15 protein-coding genes and 1 pseudogene are annotated in these 18,303 nt (G+C 70.7%); 9 read left to right on the top strand and 7 right to left on the bottom strand.

The window, feature by feature from the left end; genetic code table 11:
* A partial coding sequence (locus ACFT4A_RS13480) for a cbb3-type cytochrome c oxidase subunit I (RefSeq protein WP_382829134.1) occupies positions 1 to 1,119 on the top strand: 1,119 nt, incomplete at its 5' end.
* On the top strand, positions 1,116 to 1,466 hold the full coding sequence (locus ACFT4A_RS13485; RefSeq protein WP_382829137.1) for a hypothetical protein: 351 nt from the start codon (positions 1,116 to 1,118) through the stop codon (positions 1,464 to 1,466). The genes ACFT4A_RS13480 and ACFT4A_RS13485, both read left to right, overlap by 4 nt.
* A 5-nt stretch (positions 1,467 to 1,471) precedes the next feature.
* Here the strand turns inward: ACFT4A_RS13485 and ACFT4A_RS13490 are convergent, their stop codons facing one another.
* Positions 1,472 to 2,353, bottom strand: a complete 882-nt coding sequence (locus ACFT4A_RS13490) for an NAD(P)-dependent oxidoreductase (protein ID WP_382829140.1) — start codon at positions 2,351 to 2,353, stop codon at positions 1,472 to 1,474.
* A 128-nt stretch (positions 2,354 to 2,481) separates the two neighbouring features.
* Between ACFT4A_RS13490 and ACFT4A_RS13495 the strand changes: the two are divergent.
* A pseudogene (locus ACFT4A_RS13495) lies at positions 2,482 to 3,465 on the top strand (GlxA family transcriptional regulator); the annotation flags it as partial.
* A 34-nt stretch (positions 3,466 to 3,499) separates the two neighbouring features.
* Here ACFT4A_RS13495 and ACFT4A_RS13500 read toward each other — a convergent pair.
* Positions 3,500 to 4,159 carry a TetR/AcrR family transcriptional regulator gene (locus ACFT4A_RS13500; RefSeq protein WP_382829143.1) on the bottom strand — a complete coding sequence of 220 codons (660 nt, stop codon included), beginning with the start codon at positions 4,157 to 4,159 and terminating at the stop codon, positions 3,500 to 3,502.
* A gap of 128 nt (positions 4,160 to 4,287) precedes the next feature.
* Here ACFT4A_RS13500 and ACFT4A_RS13505 point away from each other — a divergent pair, with 128 nt between their 5' ends.
* Positions 4,288 to 5,541: a YncE family protein gene (locus ACFT4A_RS13505; protein ID WP_382829146.1), complete on the top strand. Its 1,254-nt coding sequence runs from the start codon at positions 4,288 to 4,290 to the stop codon at positions 5,539 to 5,541.
* Here ACFT4A_RS13505 and ACFT4A_RS13510 read toward each other — a convergent pair.
* A complete protein-coding gene (locus tag ACFT4A_RS13510) occupies positions 5,538 to 7,397 on the bottom strand; it encodes a cellulase family glycosylhydrolase (RefSeq protein ID WP_382829149.1) in 1,860 nt (619 codons plus the stop codon). The genes ACFT4A_RS13505 and ACFT4A_RS13510 overlap by 4 nt on opposite strands.
* A gap of 82 nt (positions 7,398 to 7,479) precedes the next feature.
* Positions 7,480 to 9,450 carry a GTP-binding protein gene (locus ACFT4A_RS13515; RefSeq protein ID WP_382829152.1) on the bottom strand — a complete coding sequence of 657 codons (1,971 nt, stop codon included), beginning with the start codon at positions 9,448 to 9,450 and terminating at the stop codon, positions 7,480 to 7,482.
* A 182-nt stretch (positions 9,451 to 9,632) separates the two neighbouring features.
* On the opposite strand from ACFT4A_RS13515, the gene ACFT4A_RS13520 reads away from it, so the two are divergent.
* Positions 9,633 to 10,739: an XdhC family protein gene (locus ACFT4A_RS13520; RefSeq protein ID WP_382829154.1), complete on the top strand. Its 1,107-nt coding sequence runs from the start codon at positions 9,633 to 9,635 to the stop codon at positions 10,737 to 10,739.
* Positions 10,740 to 10,798: 59 nt separating this feature from the next.
* Here ACFT4A_RS13520 and ACFT4A_RS13525 read toward each other — a convergent pair whose 3' ends face one another.
* Entirely contained in the window at positions 10,799 to 13,213 is a 2,415-nt protein-coding gene (locus ACFT4A_RS13525) for a SpoIIE family protein phosphatase (RefSeq protein ID WP_382829157.1), read from the bottom strand.
* Between the two features lie 182 nt (positions 13,214 to 13,395).
* Here ACFT4A_RS13525 and ACFT4A_RS13530 point away from each other — a divergent pair, with 182 nt between their 5' ends.
* The 4 genes from ACFT4A_RS13530 to ACFT4A_RS13545 all read left to right on the top strand — a co-directional run bounded on the left by ACFT4A_RS13530 (position 13,396) and on the right by ACFT4A_RS13545 (position 16,818).
* A complete protein-coding gene (locus ACFT4A_RS13530) occupies positions 13,396 to 13,728 on the top strand; it encodes a putative quinol monooxygenase (protein ID WP_189721950.1) in 333 nt (110 codons plus the stop codon).
* A gap of 352 nt (positions 13,729 to 14,080) precedes the next feature.
* Positions 14,081 to 15,088 (top strand): NADP-dependent oxidoreductase, encoded by a 1,008-nt coding sequence (locus tag ACFT4A_RS13535; RefSeq protein WP_382829160.1) that lies wholly within the window; start codon positions 14,081 to 14,083, stop codon positions 15,086 to 15,088.
* A 25-nt stretch (positions 15,089 to 15,113) separates the two neighbouring features.
* A complete protein-coding gene (locus ACFT4A_RS13540) occupies positions 15,114 to 16,166 on the top strand; it encodes an alcohol dehydrogenase catalytic domain-containing protein (protein ID WP_382829163.1) in 1,053 nt (350 codons plus the stop codon).
* Positions 16,167 to 16,239: 73 nt separating this feature from the next.
* Positions 16,240 to 16,818: a carboxymuconolactone decarboxylase family protein gene (locus ACFT4A_RS13545; RefSeq protein ID WP_382829164.1), complete on the top strand. Its 579-nt coding sequence runs from the start codon at positions 16,240 to 16,242 to the stop codon at positions 16,816 to 16,818.
* Between the two features lie 15 nt (positions 16,819 to 16,833).
* Here the strand turns inward: ACFT4A_RS13545 and ACFT4A_RS13550 are convergent, their stop codons facing one another.
* Positions 16,834 to 17,649, bottom strand: a complete 816-nt coding sequence (locus tag ACFT4A_RS13550) for a methyltransferase (RefSeq protein WP_382829167.1) — start codon at positions 17,647 to 17,649, stop codon at positions 16,834 to 16,836.
* Positions 17,650 to 17,682: 33 nt separating this feature from the next.
* A complete protein-coding gene (locus ACFT4A_RS13555; protein WP_382829170.1) occupies positions 17,683 to 18,186 on the bottom strand; it encodes a metallophosphoesterase family protein in 504 nt (167 codons plus the stop codon).
* Positions 18,187 to 18,303 lie beyond the last annotated feature (117 nt).

Below are 18,303 nucleotides of genomic sequence, written 5' to 3' on the forward strand. Positions count from 1 at the left end.
TTCATCACCACGATCATCTGCATGCGCGCCCCGGGCATGACGATGTTCCGCATGCCGATCTTCGTGTGGAACGTGCTGCTGACCGGTGTGCTGGTGCTCCTCGCCTTTCCGGTCCTGGCCGCGGCCCTGTTCGCGCTGGAGGCGGACCGCAAGTTCGGGGCGCAGATCTTCGACTCGGCCAACGGCGGGGCGTTGCTCTGGCAGCACCTGTTCTGGTTCTTCGGCCACCCGGAGGTGTACATCATCGCGCTGCCGTTCTTCGGCATCATCTCCGAGGTCATTCCGGTCTTCTCGCGTAAGCCGATGTTCGGTTACACGGGTCTCATCGGGGCGACGATCGCGATCGCGGGTCTGTCCGTGACGGTGTGGGCGCACCACATGTACGTCACCGGCGGTGTGCTGCTGCCGTTCTTCTCCTTCATGACCTTCCTGATCGCGGTCCCGACGGGTGTGAAGTTCTTCAACTGGGTCGGCACCATGTGGCGCGGAAGCCTGTCGTTCGAGACGCCGATGCTGTGGGCGATGGGCTTCCTGATCACGTTCGTGTTCGGCGGGCTCACGGGTGTGCTGCTGGCCTCGCCCCCGATCGACTTCCACGTCTCCGACTCGTACTTCGTGGTGGCCCACTTCCACTACGTCATCTTCGGGACGGTCGTGTTCGCGATGTTCTCCGGCTTCCACTTCTGGTGGCCGAAGTTCACCGGCAAGATGCTGGACGAGCGGCTCGGCAAGATCACCTTCTGGACGCTGTTCATCGGCTTCCACGGCACGTTCCTGGTCCAGCACTGGCTCGGCGCGGAGGGCATGCAGCGGCGGATCCCCGACTATCTGGCGGTGGAGGGCCTGACGACGCTCAACACGGTGTCGAGCATCTCCTCGTTCCTGCTCGGTATGTCGATGCTGCCGTTCTTCTACAACGTGTGGAAGACGGCGAAGTACGGCGAGAAGGTCACGGCCGACGACCCCTGGGGCTACGGCCGTTCCCTGGAGTGGGCCACCTCCTGCCCGCCGCCCCGCCACAACTTCGTCGCCCTCCCCCGGATCCGCAGCGAGTCCCCGGCGTTCGACCTGCATCACGCGGAGGTCGCGGCGGCGGAGAGGGAGCTGACGCTCCGGTGACCGCGAGGGAGGGGCTCCCTGTGGACATGCGGGCGTTCCATCACGAGGTCGAGGGCCATCTGCTCGCCGCCGCGGCGCACGAGGAGGCCCGCACGGCCGCCGAGCGCTTCGCCGCCGGGCTCGACTGGCTGCCGGAGGCGCAACGGCGGGAGGTGGAGCGGCTGTTCGCCGCGGAGCACCTCGCCCTCACCCGGGCCTCATGGCAGCGGACGGCCCATCGCGGGGAGGAACTGCGGGGCGAGTACGAGGCGGTGTACCGCGGGCTCCGCGCACGGCTGCTCGCGGCTCTGCTGCTCGGAGTCACGCTGGTGGTGGCCGTGAACCTCGTGGCGCTGGGGTCGTGCTAGTCCGCTCAGTCCCTCGTCGAGGGGCGCAGGACCTCGATCAGGCTGGCGTAGCTGTCCTGTCCGTGACCCGCCGCGGCGGCCTTCTCCATGGCGGCCTTCAGCAGCTCGGGCAGCGCGTTGTCGATGCCCCGGGCCGCCGCCGCGTGGATGAGGTGGTCGATGGCCGCGATCTGTACGTCGACGGTGGCGTCGTCGCCCGGGTAGCGGCCCGCGTCCACCTGGGGCGCGTACGTGCTGAGGAAGCCCGCCACGGCGGTCAGCCAGCGGATCGCGACGGGAGTGAAGGCGGTGGCGGGCGTCCCCTCGGCGCCGACCAGGGCCGTGCCGTGCAGCCAGCCGGTCATGGTGGACCACATCAGGCCGAGCAGCGCGGCGTCGTAGAGGGATGCGAGTCCGGGGTCGGTGCCGAGGTAGAGGGGGTCGCCGAGGGCCGCCAGCGTGGGGCGGTGGGTTTCGAAGACCTGCTGGGAGCCGCTGTAGAGGAACATCATGGCGGGGTCGCCGACGCCGGGCGGGGTGGTCATGATGGCGCCGTCGAGGTAGTCGGCCCCGTGGGACCGGGCCCACTCGACGGCCTCGTGGGCCTGCTCGGGAGAGCCCGAGGTGAGGTTGACCAGGGTTCTCCCGTCGAGGTCGCCGGCGGCCGGGTCGAGGACGGCGTACAGCGCCTCGTAGTCCAGCACGCAGGCGACGGTCAACGAGGAGGCGGCGATCGCCTCCTGGGGCGTGGCGGCCAGGCGGGCGCCACGCTCGACCAGGGGCCGGGCCTTGTCCGGGGACCGGTTCCAGACGGTGGTGGGGTGGCCCCGGTCCAGCAGCGCTGCGGCCAGGGCCGAGCCCATCGAGCCCAGTCCGAGAACGGTGACGGCCTGCTGTTCTGCGTTCATGCCCAACTCCTCGTGAAGCGTATGTAGGTGATGCGTGATCACGTACGGCAACGTTCGCAGGGCGCGAAGACCGGGAACAGTGACAGGGATGACGGCGTCCACCAAATTCCTGCCATACGCTTCGGGGCATGGGTGCTGGTTCCGTCGCCGTGGTCGTGACCGAGGAGATCGGGGTCCCGTCGTGGGATCTGTACGAACTGAGCATCCCCTGCACGGTGTTCGGCAAGCCCCAGCCGGATCTGGCCGATCCCTGGTACGACCTGCGACTCTGCGGGACGGGAGCGGCGACGCGGGAGGGCGCGGAGGGCCATGGGCTGACCCTGCGGACCCGCTACGGACTCGACGACCTGGCGGACGCCGACACGGTCATCGTGCCCTCGGTGCCCGACCCCTGTGTCGACGAGGGCAGGCCGCTGCCGGAGGGGTTGGTCGATGCCCTGCGGCGCGCCCATGACGCGGGCGCCCGCATGGTCTCGCTCTGTACCGGCGCCTTCGCGCTCGCCGAGGCGGGGCTGCTCGACGGGCGCCGTGCCACCGCCCACTGGATGCACACCGACCGGCTGGCCGAGCGGTACCCGAAGGTGGAGGTCGACGAGTCGGTGCTGTACGTGGACGACGGCGATGTCCTCACCAGCGCCGGGCTCACCGCCGGCCTCGACCTGTGTCTGCATCTGGTGCGGCGCGATCTGGGCGCGCACGTCGCCAACCAGCTGGCGCGCCGCATGGTGGTGCCCGCCCACCGGCCGGGCGGGCAGGCGCAGTTCATCGAGCTGTCGGTGCCGCCCAGCGACGACGAGGGGCTGGCTCCCGTCCTGGAGTGGGCGAGGGCCCACCTCGACCGGCCGCTGACGGTCGCCGATCTGGCGCGGCGGGCCTCGATGAGTCCGCGTACGTTCTACCGGCGTCTCCAAGCGGCCACCGGGACGACGCCTCTTCAGTGGCTCCTGGACCAGCGGCTCGGGCGCGCCCGGTCACTGCTGGAGTCCACGGACCTGCCGATCGAGAGGGTCGGGGAGCTGAGCGGCCTCGGCACGGCCAACAACCTCCGTCACCACTTCCTCAAGCACCTCGGGGTGTCGCCGGGCGACTACCGGCGGGCCTTCCCCGGAGCGCCCACGGGCGGACACGGCCGGAGACGGGTCCGACTCATGTCCGGGGAGTCCAGCCCGGCGGGCGCAGGATCCCCAGCAGCTGCCGGACCAGTTCCTCGACCACCTCGTCCAGGGTCGCGTCCACCCACCCCGCGCTCCAGTCGTGGAGCAGCCCGTTGACGCTGCCGATGAAGCCCGTCGCCGCGAGACGGTAGTCACGGGGTGCGGCCTCACCCCGTGCGGCGGCCGCGTCGGCCTCGGCGCAGATGAGGTCGACCCAGCCGGCCCGGCGGGCGAGCCGCTGTTCCTCCAGGCGCGGACTGACGCCGATGATCTCGACGAAGGTGATGCGGATCCGGCGCGGATCGGCCGCGACGTTCCCGGCGTAGGCGCGGAAGATCGCGGTGGCGCGCTCGACGAGCGGCAGATCGGCGGATGCGGCCGCGGCCTCCAAGACGGCCGTCTCGGCCCAGCCGTTGACCTGGAGATGCAGCGCGGCGAGCACGTCCTCGAGGGTGCGGAACTCCTCGTAGAACTGGCGGGTTGACAGTCCGGCCGCCTCGCTGAGCGCCGCGACCGTGGTGGAGCGGAAGCCCGGGGTGTCGCCGAACAGCTGGAGCGCGGCGTCGAGGAACCGTCGGCGCCGCTCGGCCTGCCGCTCCTCGGCTGTCCTGCCGCCGTAGCGGCCGGTGGGCGGTCTGAGTCTCCCCGGCACCGGCTCTCCCTTCGTGGTTCGAACACCGATTTTGTCGTGCACGCGGTCTTGTGGAGAAGGCCGCCCCTTCCTTACTTTGCAGTAAGTTCATTCTGAAACCATGTGTGTTCAGATTCCAAGGAGCAGTCATGCCTGCTTTCCGACGACGGCACCTGTGCTCCGTAGCCGCCGCCCTCGCCCTGACCTTCACCGTCCCCGCGACCGCCGCTCACGCGGACGCCCCGGACGCCTCCGCCGCGCTGCGCGAGGTGCTGTTCGTGGGCAACAACTGGGAAGGCACCGCCGATGTCATCAGGTCCACCGGCGACTTCGCGAAGATCGGCCGGATCGACGTGGTCCCCGACAAGGACGAGCGGATGGCGGAGATCAACGCCGATCCGATCCGGTGGATCGCCTTCATGACGATCCGCAACAGCGTCGGCGAGGGCCACGACCAGTTCGTCGACGACATGTACTCCACGCCGGACGGCAAGTCGGTGGTGGTCTCCCGGCCGAGCTTCGCCGACGTCGTCTCGATCGACCTCGCCTCCGGGCGGATCAACTGGCGCTTCCCGGTGTCCGGTTTCCGCGCCGACCACATGGCGGTCTCCCCCGACGGCAAGCGGGTCGCGGTGTCGGCGTCGACCGGCAACTCCGTGCACGTGCTGGACATCGAGACCGGCAAACAGCTCGGCAAGGCGGCCACCGGGGACAAGCCGCACGAGAACATCTTCACCAAGGACGGCAAGTACATCTACAACATGTCGATCGGCGAGGTGAACACGCAGACCGACGCCCCGTGGCTGGACTGGACGAAGGGCGACCGGCGCATCACCGTCATCGACGCCACCACGTACCAGCAGGTCAAGGTCATCGACATGCGCCAGCGCCTGGACGCGATCGGTCTCAAGGACTACTCGGACGCGGTCCGGCCGGCCGTGTTCTCGCCGGACGAGTCGAAGCTCTACTTCCAGGTGTCGTTCTTCAACGGCTTCTTCGAGTACGACCTGGCCAGCGACAAGATCACCCGCACGAAGACCCTGCCGAAGAACCCGGCGACCAGCGACGACCGCACCACGTTCGTCAACGACTCCCGCCACCACGGCATCTCGATGAGCCCGGACGGCAAGAAGCTGTGCGTCGCGGGCACCATGGACGACTACGCCACGGTCGTCGACCGTGCCACCCTCCAGGAGGGCCCGCTCGTCACCGCCGCCAAGCCCTACTGGGCCACGGTCAGCGGTGACGGCAGGAGTTGTGTGGTCTCCGAGAGCGGCTCCGACCAGGTCACGGCCATCGACTTCGGCACCGGGAAGAAGGTCGTGTCCGTGCCGGTCGGAGACCACCCGCAGCGCGTCCGGCTCGGTCATGTGGAGGCCGGCTGGACCAGCCCGTCGAGTTAGCCGACCTCCTTCGCGGCCCATGCGGTCAGCTCGGCGCGGGCCGCTTTCAGCAGGTCCGCCGAGGGGGCCGTCGCCCCGTTGGTCACCAGCGCGTAGTGCAGGACGCCCGAGTCGGGCGCCGTGAGCAGGAGACGGCGGCTTCCCGTGCCGCCCGGCTCCTGGGCCACGCCGACCGGGGTCGTCGCGGTGTACGCCGGCGGGGCGTGGGCCGTGCCCAGGTCGGAGACGACCGTGGTGGACGCGGTCGGGAAGCCCGCCGGCAGATGCAGTTCGGTGGGCGCCGAGCCGCCGTCCGAGCGCCACAGCAGCAGCCCGTACTGCCCGGACCCCACCAGCCGCTGCACGTTCGGCAGCGCACTGGGCACCGGGTTCCAGGTCAGCGTCGTCGAGCCGTCCCGGGAGCGGTCCTCGTAGGTGAAGCCGACGGTTCTGCCGGCCGTGGCGCTCGGGTAGAGGCGGTCCAGGAGCCGGGCGTCCTGGCGCAGCACGGGCTTGCCCGAGTCGTCGAGGCGTACGGCGGACAGGTCCTCGTCGTTCCAGGCGTCACCGGTGGTGAGCACCTTGTCGGGGTTGCCGTTCATCAGCTCGCGGTGCCGGCCGTTGTAGATGTCCCACTGCCACTGCGAGCCGGAGAGCACGGGCCCCGAGGCGGCCGGGTCGGACCACCAGTCGGCCCCTTTCAGTCGTGAGTCGAGGGCCTGGTACATGGCCTTGAGGACGGTCGGCGCCTTGTCGGAGACATTGCCGGCCAGCGGGTGCCCGAACTCGCTGACCACGGCGGCGGTCTGCGCGGAGGCGGCCCGGTCGCGGACGGTGCGGAAGTCGTTCGCGTACTGGCCGTCGGCCGCCTTGCCCCACATGAAGACGCCGGAGATGGCCTTCTGGTCGTAGAAGTGGGTGTTGAACACATAGCGCGGTCCGAGGGTGCCGGCGTCCAGCAGGCCGCCCTCCTGCTTCTGGAAGTCGAGGTTGGCGTTCCAGAAGAGGTTCGGCTCCACGAAGGCGGGCTTGTCCCGCCAGCCTGCCGTGTCCATGCGGGCCCGGAACTTCTCGTAGAACGGCCAGAGCACGTCCTTCTCCCAGGCCCGGCTGGTCTGCCCGGAGTCGTAGACGCCCGCGTGCGGCTCGTTGTAGGGGTCGAAGCCGACGACGCCCTTGAACCGGTCGGCGTCCAGATGCTGCCGGAGGTACGCCATGGTCTTCTCGGCGGTGGTGAGGAAGGCGTCCTGCACACCGTGCGCGTTGTGCCAGAAGTCGTACGAGGCCCGCTTGACGGCCTCGTTCTGGGTGATGTTCTGCCCCCAGAAGAGGCAGATCCCGCAGGACTCGTCGGGGTAGTTCCCGGCGTCCACCGCCCACTGGGGCGCGCCGTCGCCGGTGTACCAGCTGTCGGCGTCGAACAGGTGCCGGGAGTAGAGGTCCTGGTGGAAGTCGGGGTAGACGCGGATGCCGGCGTCGAGGAAGGCCCGCATCTGGTCGGTGGCGGCGGCGAGGTAGGCCGTGTCCACCTTGCCGCGCTCGGGCTCGGCGTACGCCCAGGAGAGCAGGAAGCGGACGGTGTTGCCGCCGCCGAGGGCGCGCAGGGCGGTCGCGGACTTCTTCGCGTCGGCGACGGAGGCGAAGGGCAGGCCGCCGTTCTCCGCCAGTTTGGTCTCGCCGGAGACGTTGTAGCCGCGGAGCACGATCTCGCGGCCGGAGGCGTCGGTGAAACGGCCGTTGCGCACGGTGACGGTCGGGTCGTCGAACCAGAGGGAGTCGGGAGGGGGCGCGGCGGTGGCGGGCGGGACTCCCGCCACCGTCACGGAGCCGAAGAGAACAGCCAGGACAACCAGGAGACGTGCCCGAATAGTTGGCATGTCCACTACAGTCCGGCCATTTCAGGACACCGTCAACACCCCTGACTCTGGAGTAAGTTCCCTCTGGGCCGGCTCGCACACGTCATCCGCCCATCCTTCGTGCCACATTCAACAAGTACTCCTTCCTGTTCAGCGGGTTGTGGTCGGTGCGCGGGCGCCTCGGAACCGTGCCGTGCGTGACGGGCGCGTAGTGGTCGAAGACGCTCTCCAACTCGCCCTCGCCGCGGGTGAGCCCGGGCAGCCGCTGCTCCAGTTCATGCACCCGGGCCGCGGGCACCGTGCCCGCCAGGACGCATCCGGCGCCCCGGGTCTCGGTCGTCTGCGGTACGGCGCCGAGCGCGGCCAGCACCGGCAGCAGCGCGCCGAGGGTGTCCGCCGGGGCCTCGACACGGAAGCGGTGCATCGGCTCGTGGACCCGGGTCCCGGCCCGCCGCAGCGCTGCGACGAGCACCAGCGGGGTCAGACCGCGGAAGTCGGCGCCGGTGCTCGACATGCTCTTGTCGAAGCCCTGGTGGGCGTGGCTCTGGCGGGGCGAGTAGCCGCAGTGCGTCATGGTGACCGTGCAGTCGGGGATCCGCCAGCCGTGCGGGCCCTGGTCGAGGGTCTCGCGCACGGTGTCCTCGACCGCCTTGAAGAAGGCGTACGGCATGGAGCCGAGCTCCACCTCCAGCCGGAAGCCGATACCGGAGCCGACCGGAGCGGGATCGACGCGCAGGCCGACCGTCGCGAGGAACGGGTTGGCGCCCTTCTTGTTGAACTCCACGGCCTGCCCCGTGCCGATGAGCCGTTCGACGCACAGCGGCGTGGTCTCGCGGAAGGTGACGCCGAGCCCGTACTCCTCGGCGAGGGTGGCCTGGATGACCTCCTTCTGCACCTCGCCGTACAGCGACACGGAGGTCTCCTGCCGCCGTTCGTCGTGGCGCAGGCCGATCAGCGGGTCCTGTTCGGCGAGTCGGGTGAGCGCGAGGTGCAGTGCGCCGCCGTTCACGTCCGGGCCCGGGACGACGACGGTCTCCAGGGTGGGCGGGGCGAAGAAGTGCTCGTACGCCTTGCGGGGTTCGCCGATCGCGTCGCCGATCCTGATGTCCCCGAGCCCCCAGAGGCGGGCGATCTGTCCGGCGACGACGGTGTCGCCTCGGGTGTCCGTCCCCTGTCCGAAGACGCTGATCGCGGTGATCCGGCCTTCGGCGCCGTCCGTTCCGAACGGGGTCCGGTCGCGGGTGCGCAGGGTGCCGGAGAACAGCCGGGCGTAGGCGGTCTTCTCCCCCGCCGGGCCCCGCTCGACCTTGAACACGGTCCCGGAGAGCGGACCGTCCGCGTCCCCGTCGGCCGGGGGCAGCAGTTCCTCGATGCCCGCCAGCAGCGCGTCCACACCGGCGCCCGTGACGGCGGAGCCGAAGAAGACGGGGTGGACCAGGGCCTCCCGGGTCAGGGCGACGAGGGAGGTGTGCAGGAGGCCGTCCGTGACGGTGTTCTCGACGTACGCGGACAGCAGCGTGTCGTCGAGGCCGGCGAGGACGTCGAGCGCGGCCGGTACGGGACCGGGTGTGAAGCCGGCCCGGCGTGTGCCGAGGCCGGTGGCGGTTCCCATCGGCACGATCGCGGGTGTCAGCCGGGCCGAGATCGCCCGCAGCAGCTCCTCCTGCCGTGCCCCACGCCGGTCGATCTTGTTGACGAAGAGCAGGGTGGGGATGCGCAGCCGCTGGAGCGTCCGCATCAGCACCCGTGTCTGCGCCTGCACTCCTTCGACGGCGGAGACGACGAGCACGACGCCGTCCAGCACGCCGAGCACCCGCTCCACCTCGGCGATGAAGTCCGGGTGGCCGGGGGTGTCGATCAGGTTGACCGTCACATCGTCGAGAGGGAACGAGACGACCGCGGACTTGATGGTGATGCCGCGCTGCCGCTCCAGCGCGAGGGTGTCGGTACGGGTGTTCCCGTCGTCGACACTGCCGATCTCGTCGATCACCCCGGCCGAATGGAGCAACCGCTCGGTCAGGCTGGTCTTACCGGCGTCGACATGGGCGAGGATTCCAAGGTTGAGCAGGTGCACGAAGCGTCATGTCCTTCGGAGAGAGGTCCGTTCCTGGCTGGGGGGACATGAACGCAGTTCGCATCTGCTGCTCCTCGGGACTCGGTGACGTCGCTGTCCCGTGCAGTGCAGCAGAACGGCCCGAGGGGGCACAACGGAATTAAGGGCCTTCCGATGGATCTCCGCAGGACAAGGAGCGGATCGTGCGTGACATCCTCCCGGCGCTGGGCCGCTGGTACGCGGCCCGGCTTCCGTTCGGCCTCGCGACGGTCGTCGAGGTCAGCCGCAGCGCGCCGCGCGACCCGGGTGCGGCGATGGCGGTGGGCCCGGGCGAGGAGGTCGTGGGGAGTGTGTCCGGGGGCTGTGTCGAGGGCGCGGTGTTCGAGCTGGCGCGGGACGTCGTGACGAGCGGCGAGGCGCGTCTGGAGACCTTCGGCTACAGCGACGAGGACGCCTTCGCCGTCGGCCTGACCTGCGGCGGCGAGATCACGCTGCTGGTCCGTCCCGTCACGCCCGAGCGGGATCCCGTCTTCGGCGCGGTCGCCGACTCGGTCGCCGCGGGTGAGCCGGTCACCCTCGCCACGGTGACCGACGGCCCGGCGCCGCGCGGGGCGACGCTCGCCGTATGGCCGGACCGGGTCTCGGGCACGCTCGGCGCGAGCGGCCTGGACGCGGCCGTCACCGCCGACGCCCGGGGCGGGCTCGCCCTGGGGGCGACGGGACTGCGGCACTACGGGCCGCGGGGGCAGCGCCGCGAGGACTCCGTCGGCGTGTTCCTGGAGTCCTTCGCACCGCCACCGCGGATGCTGGTCTTCGGCGCGATCGACTACGCCGCGGCCGTGGCCCGCATCGGGGACTTCCTCGGCTACCGGGTCACCGTCTGCGACGCCCGCCCCGTCTTCGCCACGCCCCGGCGCTTCCCCGAGGGCGTCGAGGTGATCGCCGAGTGGCCGCACCGCTATCTGCGCGACACGGACACCGACGCGCGCACGGTGATCTGCGTCCTCACCCACGACCCCAAGTTCGACGTGCCCCTGCTCCAGGAGGCGCTGCGCCGACCCGCCGCGTACATCGGGGCGATGGGCAGCCGCCGCACCCACGCCGACCGGGCCGAGCGCCTGGCCGAGGCCGGGCTCACGAAACAGGAGCTGTCCCGGCTGCGCTCTCCGGTCGGCCTCGATCTCGGGGCCCGTACCCCCGAGGAGGTGGCGGTGTCCGTCGCCGCCGAGATCGTCGCGCTGCGCTGGGGCGGGAGCGGCGCCCCACTGACCACCACGCAGGGAGCGGTGCACCCGCACCGCTCCTCCTGATGACCCGTGCCGCTCCCGGTCGCCGGTCGCCCCGTTTCCCGCCGACCGGTCATCGGAACTCACAGCCCGAGCAGCGGCTGCTCGGTCCATACGGTCTTGCCGTCGCGGGTGTAGCGGGTGCCCCAGCGCTCGGTCAGCTGGGCCACCAGGAACATGCCGCGTCCCCCCTCGTCGGTGGTGCGGGCGCGACGCAGGTGCGGTGAGGTGTGGCTGGCGTCGGCGACCTCGCAGACGAGACATCGTTCACGGATGAGTCGCAGGGTCACGGGGCCCTTGGCGTAGCGGTAGGCGTTGGTGACCAGTTCACTGGCGATCAATTCGGTGGCGAACGCCAGGTGTTCCAGTCCCCATTGAGTGAGTTGGGTCGTGGCGAGCTTTCTGGCCTGTGCCGCGGCGGTCGGCCCCACCGGCAGCCGCCAGGAGACGACGTTCTCCGGCGGCAGTACCCGGGTGCGTGCGATGAGCAGGGCGATGTCGTCAGCGGGCTGTCCGGGCACGAGGGATTCGACGATCGCCTGGCACGTCTTCTCCAAGGGGGCCGCCGGGTGGGTGAGCGCTGTGCACAGCCGTTGCAGGCCCCTGTCGACGTCCATATGGCGTTCGCCGATGAGTCCGTTGGTGTAGAGCGCGAGCAGGCTGCCCTCGGCCAGTTCGATCTCCCGGGTTTCGAACGGCAGTCCGCCCAGGCCGAGAGGCGGGCCGGGGGGCAGGTCGAGCAGGGCTGCCTGTCCGTCCGGGGTGGTCACGACCGGGAGAGGGTGACCGGCCCGCGCCGCGGAGCATTGCCGGGAGACCGGGTCGTAGACGGCGTACAGGCAGGTGGCGCCGACGATCTGCTCCCCCGCGGGTCGTTCGCCGGCCGTCTCCTGTTCGGTGGCGAGGAGGTTGACCAGGTCGTCCAGCCGGGAGAGCACCTCGTCCGGTTCCAGGTCGAGGGTGGCGAGGGTGTGCACGGCGGTACGCAGCCGGCCCATCGTGGCAGCGGCGTGCAGTCCGTGACCCACCGCGTCGCCGACCACGAGTGCGACCCTGGCCCCGGACAACGGGATGACGTCGAACCAGTCACCGCCGGGCCCGGGGGCCGTACTGGCCGGGAGGTAGCGAGGGGCCACTTCGAGGGCCGACTGGTGCGGAACGGTCCTCGGCAGCAGGGTGCGCTGCAGGGTGGACGCGGTTTGCTGCTGTTGGGTGAAGCGCCGGGCGTTGTCGATGCTGACGGCGGCCCGCGCGGCGAGTTCCTGGGACAGGGTGAGATCGTCGGCCTCGAACGGCTCGGGATGCCGCGATCGCCACAGGCTCATCACGCCCAGTACCAGGCCGCGCGCGGCCAGGGGCACCACGATCAGGGAATGAGCCGAGAGATCCGGTGCCTGCTCGCCCCGGCGCGGCTCTGCGAGGAACCATTCGGGCGCGAGGACGGGTTCGAGGAGAGGGCTGCCGTCGGCCAGGCACCTGGCCTGTGGTGTGCCGGGTGCCAAGTGCACCGGCTCGCCTTCCGGGTAATGCAGGTCGGACTGCTGGACCGAGACGCCGCGGACCGCGACCCGTGTGACGGGTCCCGCCAGTGCCTGTGTCGGCTCCTCGCCTCGCGTCACCGGTAGCGACAGGTCCACGGTGACGTGGTCGGCCAGGTGGGGGACCATCACATCCGCGAGTTCGCGGGCCGTCTGCCGCACGTCCAGCGTCGATCCGATGCGGGCGCCGGCCTGGTCGAGGAGCGCGAGGCGGCGTCGGGCCCGATGACGCTCGGTGACGTCCTCCACCGTCTCGGCCACTCCCAGGACCCGGCCGGCGGGATCCTGCAGCAGGAAGGCCGAGACGGACGCGGCCCGCACGCGTGCCGGATCCCGCTCCAGACGGGCGTACTGCTCGGTGGAGACCAGTGAACTGCCGCTCTCGATCACCTGGCGGACCCGCTCCACGGCCCTCCGCGCGTCCTCGGAGACCAGCAGGGCGCCCGTGGGCATTCCCGGGAAGGAGGCGGCCGGGACCCCGGTGAACCGCTCGATCGCCCTGTTGACCCGCAGGATCGTCATCTCGGGACTGTGCACGGCGAGGCCGATCGGGCACCGCCGCCACAACCCGTCGAGGACCGCGCGGTCCCGCTGCCACTCGAGGACCTCCGCCGCGGGTGCCCCGACGAGGAACCATTCGCGGACACGCTCACCGCGCGACACGGCACCTGCCCTCAGCCCCATCTCCACCAGCCGCCCGCTGCGATGCCGCACCGTCAGGACCCCGAACCAGCCTCCGTCCCTCCTGCACGTCGCCGCGGCGTCCTTGGCGGCCGCCAGGTCGCCGGGATCGATCAGGACCTCGAAGGCCGGACGGCCGATCACGGCGGACTCCGGGTGGCCGAGCAACTCCTCGGCCCGCCGGCTCCAGCCGACCACGGTCCCCCGGTCGTCGAGCACCGCCGAGGCGGCGCGGAGCAGCGCGAACGGCTCGTCCGGGCTCTCGCTGAGCACTGTCATCCGCTTTTCCACCCCGGACACCACCTCGCGTCGGACAAGGATGTTCTCCACCCTTGGTCGTGGCTCCTTGCTCCACGATGGATCCGCCCCGCCCTCCACGCCACAGGTGCGGTCCGAAGGCCGCGCCGCCGGCGCGGCCGGACGCGACACAGCCCGCACGACACATCAGCGAAGGGAATCCCATGATCTTCATCACCGCGAAGTTCCGAGTCCGTCCCGAGCACGCCGACCGCTGGCCCGAGATCACCGCTGATTTCACCCGGGCGACGCGCGCCGAGCCCGGCTGCCTGTGGTTCGACTGGTCGCGCAGCGTGGACGAGCCGACGGAGTACGTCCTGGTCGAGGCCTTCCGCGACGACGAGGCCGGGGCCGCCCATGTGCAGTCCGCGCACTTCAAGGCCGCGCAGCAGACGCTGCCGCCCCATCTGGCCGAGACGCCGCGCATCGTGAACGCGACGATTCCGCAGGACGACTGGGCGCTCCTCGGGGAGATGGCGGTCCCAGGACAGGAGTAGCGCGGCGGACGTACCGGACGTCAGGCGAACCGCCCGCGCGCCACCACCTTCGCGGCAGTCCTGACGACGTTCGGCGCGAACGAGCCGCGGATCTGCTCATCGCGTCCGAACTGCCACTGACCCAGGTCGCCCGCAACGTCGGGCTCAGCGAGGCAGCCGTCCTGAGCCGCTACGCACGGCGCTGGTGGGGCACGACCGCACGCTCCGTCCGCAACCACGGGCTGCCCACGGCCCACCTTGATCGTTCCCCGGGTCTTGTCCCGGACGGCACCGCACCCGTACGCTCCCCTCCCATACCGACTAGCCGGTATGGAACTCGATATCGGTTCGACCGTCGAAGGAGCCGCCGGAGATGAGCACGATCAACCGACAGGTGCGCCTGGCCGCACGTCCCGTGGGAGAACCGCGGCCCACCGACTGGGAGCACGTCGAGGAGCCGGCCGGGCAGCCGGGCGACGGGGAGTTCCTGGTGCAGGTGCTCTGTCTGTCGATAGACCCGGCGATGCGCGGCTGGATGAACGCGGGACGGTCCTACATCCGCCCGGTGGAGATCGGCGAGGTGATGCGTGCCGGCGCGGTGGGAAGGGTGATCGCCTCTCGGCACTCCGGATTCGCGGTCGGCGACCATGTGTCGGGCTCGTTCGGCGTGCAGGAGTACTGCGTGTCGGACGGACGCGATGTGACCAAGGTCGACCCGACGGCGGCTCCCTTGCCGACGTATCTCGGCACGCTCGGCATGTCGGGCCTGACGGCCTACTTCGGCCTGATCGAGGTCGGGCGTCCCGAGCCCGGGCAGACCGTCGTGGTCTCCGGAGCGGCCGGGGCCGTCGGCAGCGTCGTCGGGCAGGTCGCCAAGATCCTGGGCTGCCGGGTCATCGGCATCGCCGGCGGCGAGGCCAAGTGCCGGATGGTGGTGGAGGAGTTCGGGTTCGACGCCGCGATCGACTACCAGAACGAGGACGTCCGCAAGGCGCTGCGCGAGCACGCCCCCGACGGCGTCGACGTGTACTTCGACAACGTCGGCGGAGACGTTCTGGACGCCGTGCTGCTGCGGCTGGCGCGCGGTGCCCGCGTCGTCGTGTGCGGCGCGATCTCCCAGTACAACAGCACAAAGCCGCAGGGCCCCGCCAACTACCTGTCGCTGCTGGTGAACCGCGCCTCCATGACGGGCATCGTGGTGTTCGACTACGCCGACCGGTACGCCGAGGGCATCGCGCGGATGGCCACGTGGCGGGCGGAGGGCCGGCTCAAGTCCCTGGAGGACGTGGTGTCCGGCGGAGTCGTGGCCTTTCCCGAAACCCTGATGCGGCTGTTCCGTGGCGACAACCGCGGCAAGCTGGTGCTGAAGATCGCGGACTGACCGGCCGAAGGGAGGGAGAAATCCGATGAAGGCACTGACCTACCACGGCCGTCACGACATCCGCTACGGGGATGTCCCCGACCCGGCCGTCACCAGCCCCACCGACGCGGTGGTGCACGTGACCACGGCCGGCATCTGCGGCAGCGACCTGCACATCTACGGCGGCAACGCGTTCAGCCCGGAACTGGGCTACACACCGGGACACGAGTGCGTCGGCGTGGTGGCCGACACCGGCGGCCAGGTCACCCGATTCAAGCCCGGCGACCGGGTTCTGGTGCCCGCCTCCGCCGGCTGTGCGCACTGCCGGTCGTGCGCGGCCGGGTTCACCGCCCGGTGCGAGCGCGCCAAGTCGAGCACGGAGCTCTGCTACGGAGTGAGCCCGCAGCTCCAGGGCAGCCAGGCCCAGGTCCTGGCCGTGCCCTACGCGGACGTCAATCTGGTGCACGTGCCCGAGGACATCTCCGACGAGGCCGCCGTCGTCCTCACGGACAACGCCCCCACCGCCTGGTACGGCTGCCGCCGGGCCCGCATCCAGCCCGGCGAGACCGTCCTGGTCATCGGACTCGGCCCGGTCGGCCTCATGGCCGCCCAGTCCGCCTTCGCGATGGGCGCGGCGCGGGTGCTGGGCGCGGATCTGGTCGCGGAGCGCCGCGACTTCGCCGCCGGCCTGGGCGTCGAGCCGGTCGAGGGGGACGACGCGCGGTCGGCCATCCGGGACCTGACCGCCGGCCGCGGGCCGGATGCCGTCGTGGAGGCCGTGGGCTCCGACGCCACCATCGAGCTCGCCCTCAAGGCCGTCCGGCAGGCAGGCCGGGTCAGCGTCATCGGGGTCAGCCAGAACAAGGCGTTTCCCTTCCACATGGGACTGGCGCAGATCAAGGAGCTGGAGTTCGCCATCGGGCTGTGCTCGGTGCACTACGAACTCCCTCCCCTGATCGCCCTCACCCGTGCCGGCCGGATCCAGCCCGAGGTCGTGGTCTCCCACCGCTTCGCCCTCTCCGAAGGCCCTGCGGCGTACGAACTGTTCGCGAACCGCTCCGACGGCGTCCGCAAGATCCTTCTCGACCCGGCCCACTGATACGCCCGGACATTCGCCTGCCAGGCGTTCGGCAGGCCTCCTAGGGTGAACCCCTCGGACACTGGAGGTCGCCATGTCACAGCGCAACGAAGCCGCCGGGCAGCCCCCGCGGCTGATCCCGCTCCCCGAGGACCAGTGGGACGCCCGGACCCGGGAACTGCTGGCGGTCGCACCCCACGACCCTGGGAACCGGATCCCGAACATCTTCACCACCCTCGTGCGCCATCCCGATCTCTACGAGCAGTTCATGCCGTTCGGCGGCCAGTTGCTCCTCAGGGGCCGACTGCCGGAAGAACTGCGCGAGTTACTGATCCTGCGGACCGCGTGGAACACCGGCGCACGGTACGAGTGGGGACGGCACCTTCCCCTGGCCAGGGCCGCAGGCGTCACGGACGATGACATCGACCGCATCACCGAGGGGCCGGAGGCACCGGGCTGGACGGAGCTCCAGAGGAACTTGATCCGGGCGGCGGACGAGCTGAACCGCGACGCGACGATGTCCGACGCGACCTGGGAGGCGCTGGCCGAGCACTTCGGCGACGCCGAACTGATCGAGATCGCCATGCTGGTGGGGCAGTACCACATGGTGGCCTTCTTCCTGAACGCCACCGGTGTGGAACTGGACCCCGGTTTCGACCTTCCCAGGTCGTAGGGGTTCAGCCCTGAATCAGGGCAGTGAGCCGTCGCCCACCGGCCGGCGGCCCCACGCCGAGATCATCGGTGACGTGGCGAGGTCGAGGCGTCCGGCCGCGATGTTGGCGAGGTGGCGCTCGATCTCCTCGTCCGTGGCCAGGCCCTCGGCGACGAGTTCGTCGCGTACCTGCTGGACGGTGGCCGTCTCGAGGACGTCGCACGCGGGCGAGGTGATCGGGAAGTAGGCGTCGGCCTCGACGTCGGCGAGGCCGACCTCGCGCAGCAGGCGCGGCAGCCTGCGCCCGTACGAGAGGTCGGCGCCGCGCTGCCGCAGCAGATGACGGAAGCCGGTGCGGAGCCGGTTGGCGAGCTCCTGCTCGGGGCCGTGCTCGTCGGGGCAGATCAGCGGTTGCAGGGCGGGGTCGGCGTCCTCGACGACGAGCCACCCGCCGGGGCGCAGTGCCTGGACCATACTGCGCAGCGCGGCGTCGCGCTCGGCCACATGGACCAGGACCAGTCGGGCGTGGACCAGGTCGAAGGGCCCGGCCGGGGGTGCGTCGCGGCCCACGTCGTGGCGGAGTACTTCCACTCCCCCGGTGGCGGCGGTCCGCGCCCAGGAGACGTCGATGTCGGTGGCGAGCACACGTCCGCGCGGCCCGACGCGTTCACGGAGCCACGCGGCGACGCTCGGCCCGCCGGCCCCGACCTCCCAGCACCGCCATCCCTCATCGATCCCGAGCGTCTCGAAGTGGCGGAACGTCGAGGCGTCGAAGAGGGCCGCCAGCGCGTCGAAGCGGGTACCGGCCTCGGCCTGCCGGTTGTCCAGGAGATATCCCTTGTCCTGACCCATGCGCCGATCATGTCACGGTGGCTCCCACGACCGTCAGGCCCGTGGCGGCAGCCGGTGCAGTTCCACCTCGGTGAGCCGGCCGTCCGCGGCCGTGGCGGTCATGTAGGTGCAGTGGGGCTGACGGCGGCGGTCCGTCGGGGAACCCGGGTTCAGCAGGCGCAGTCCGGTGGGGGCCGTGGTGTCCCAGGGGATGTGACTGTGCCCGAAGACCAGCACGTCGAGGTCGGGGAAGCGGGCGGCGCAGCGCTTCTCCCGGCCCTGGGCTGGGCCCGTCTCGTGGATCGCCCCGAAGCGCAGCCCGCCCAGTTCCGCGTACGCCACCTCGGGCAGCCGGGCCCGCAGGTCCGGTCCGTCGTTGTTGCCGTACACGGCGACGAGCCTGCGGCAGCGGCTCTCCAGCAGGTCGAGGGTGGCCGTGTCGACCCAGTCCCCGGCGTGGAAGACGACGTCGGCGTGCGGAAGTTCGGCCAGCAGCGGCGCGGGCAGTTCCCTGGCCCGCTTCGGCAGGTGGGTGTCGGACATGAGGAGCAGACGCACACCCTCAGCCTAGAGGCAGCGGCCCGCTCCGCCCCGGAACCGACTTGACCGCGAACAGACAGACAGCGCAGCTCAGTTGCCTGATCGGCGGGGATGATCACGGCCAGGTCTCGAAAG

This window comes from Streptomyces sp. NPDC057099, from assembly GCF_042671245.1.
In the GTDB taxonomy this organism is placed as follows: Bacteria; Actinomycetota; Actinomycetes; order Streptomycetales; family Streptomycetaceae; genus Streptomyces; species Streptomyces purpurascens.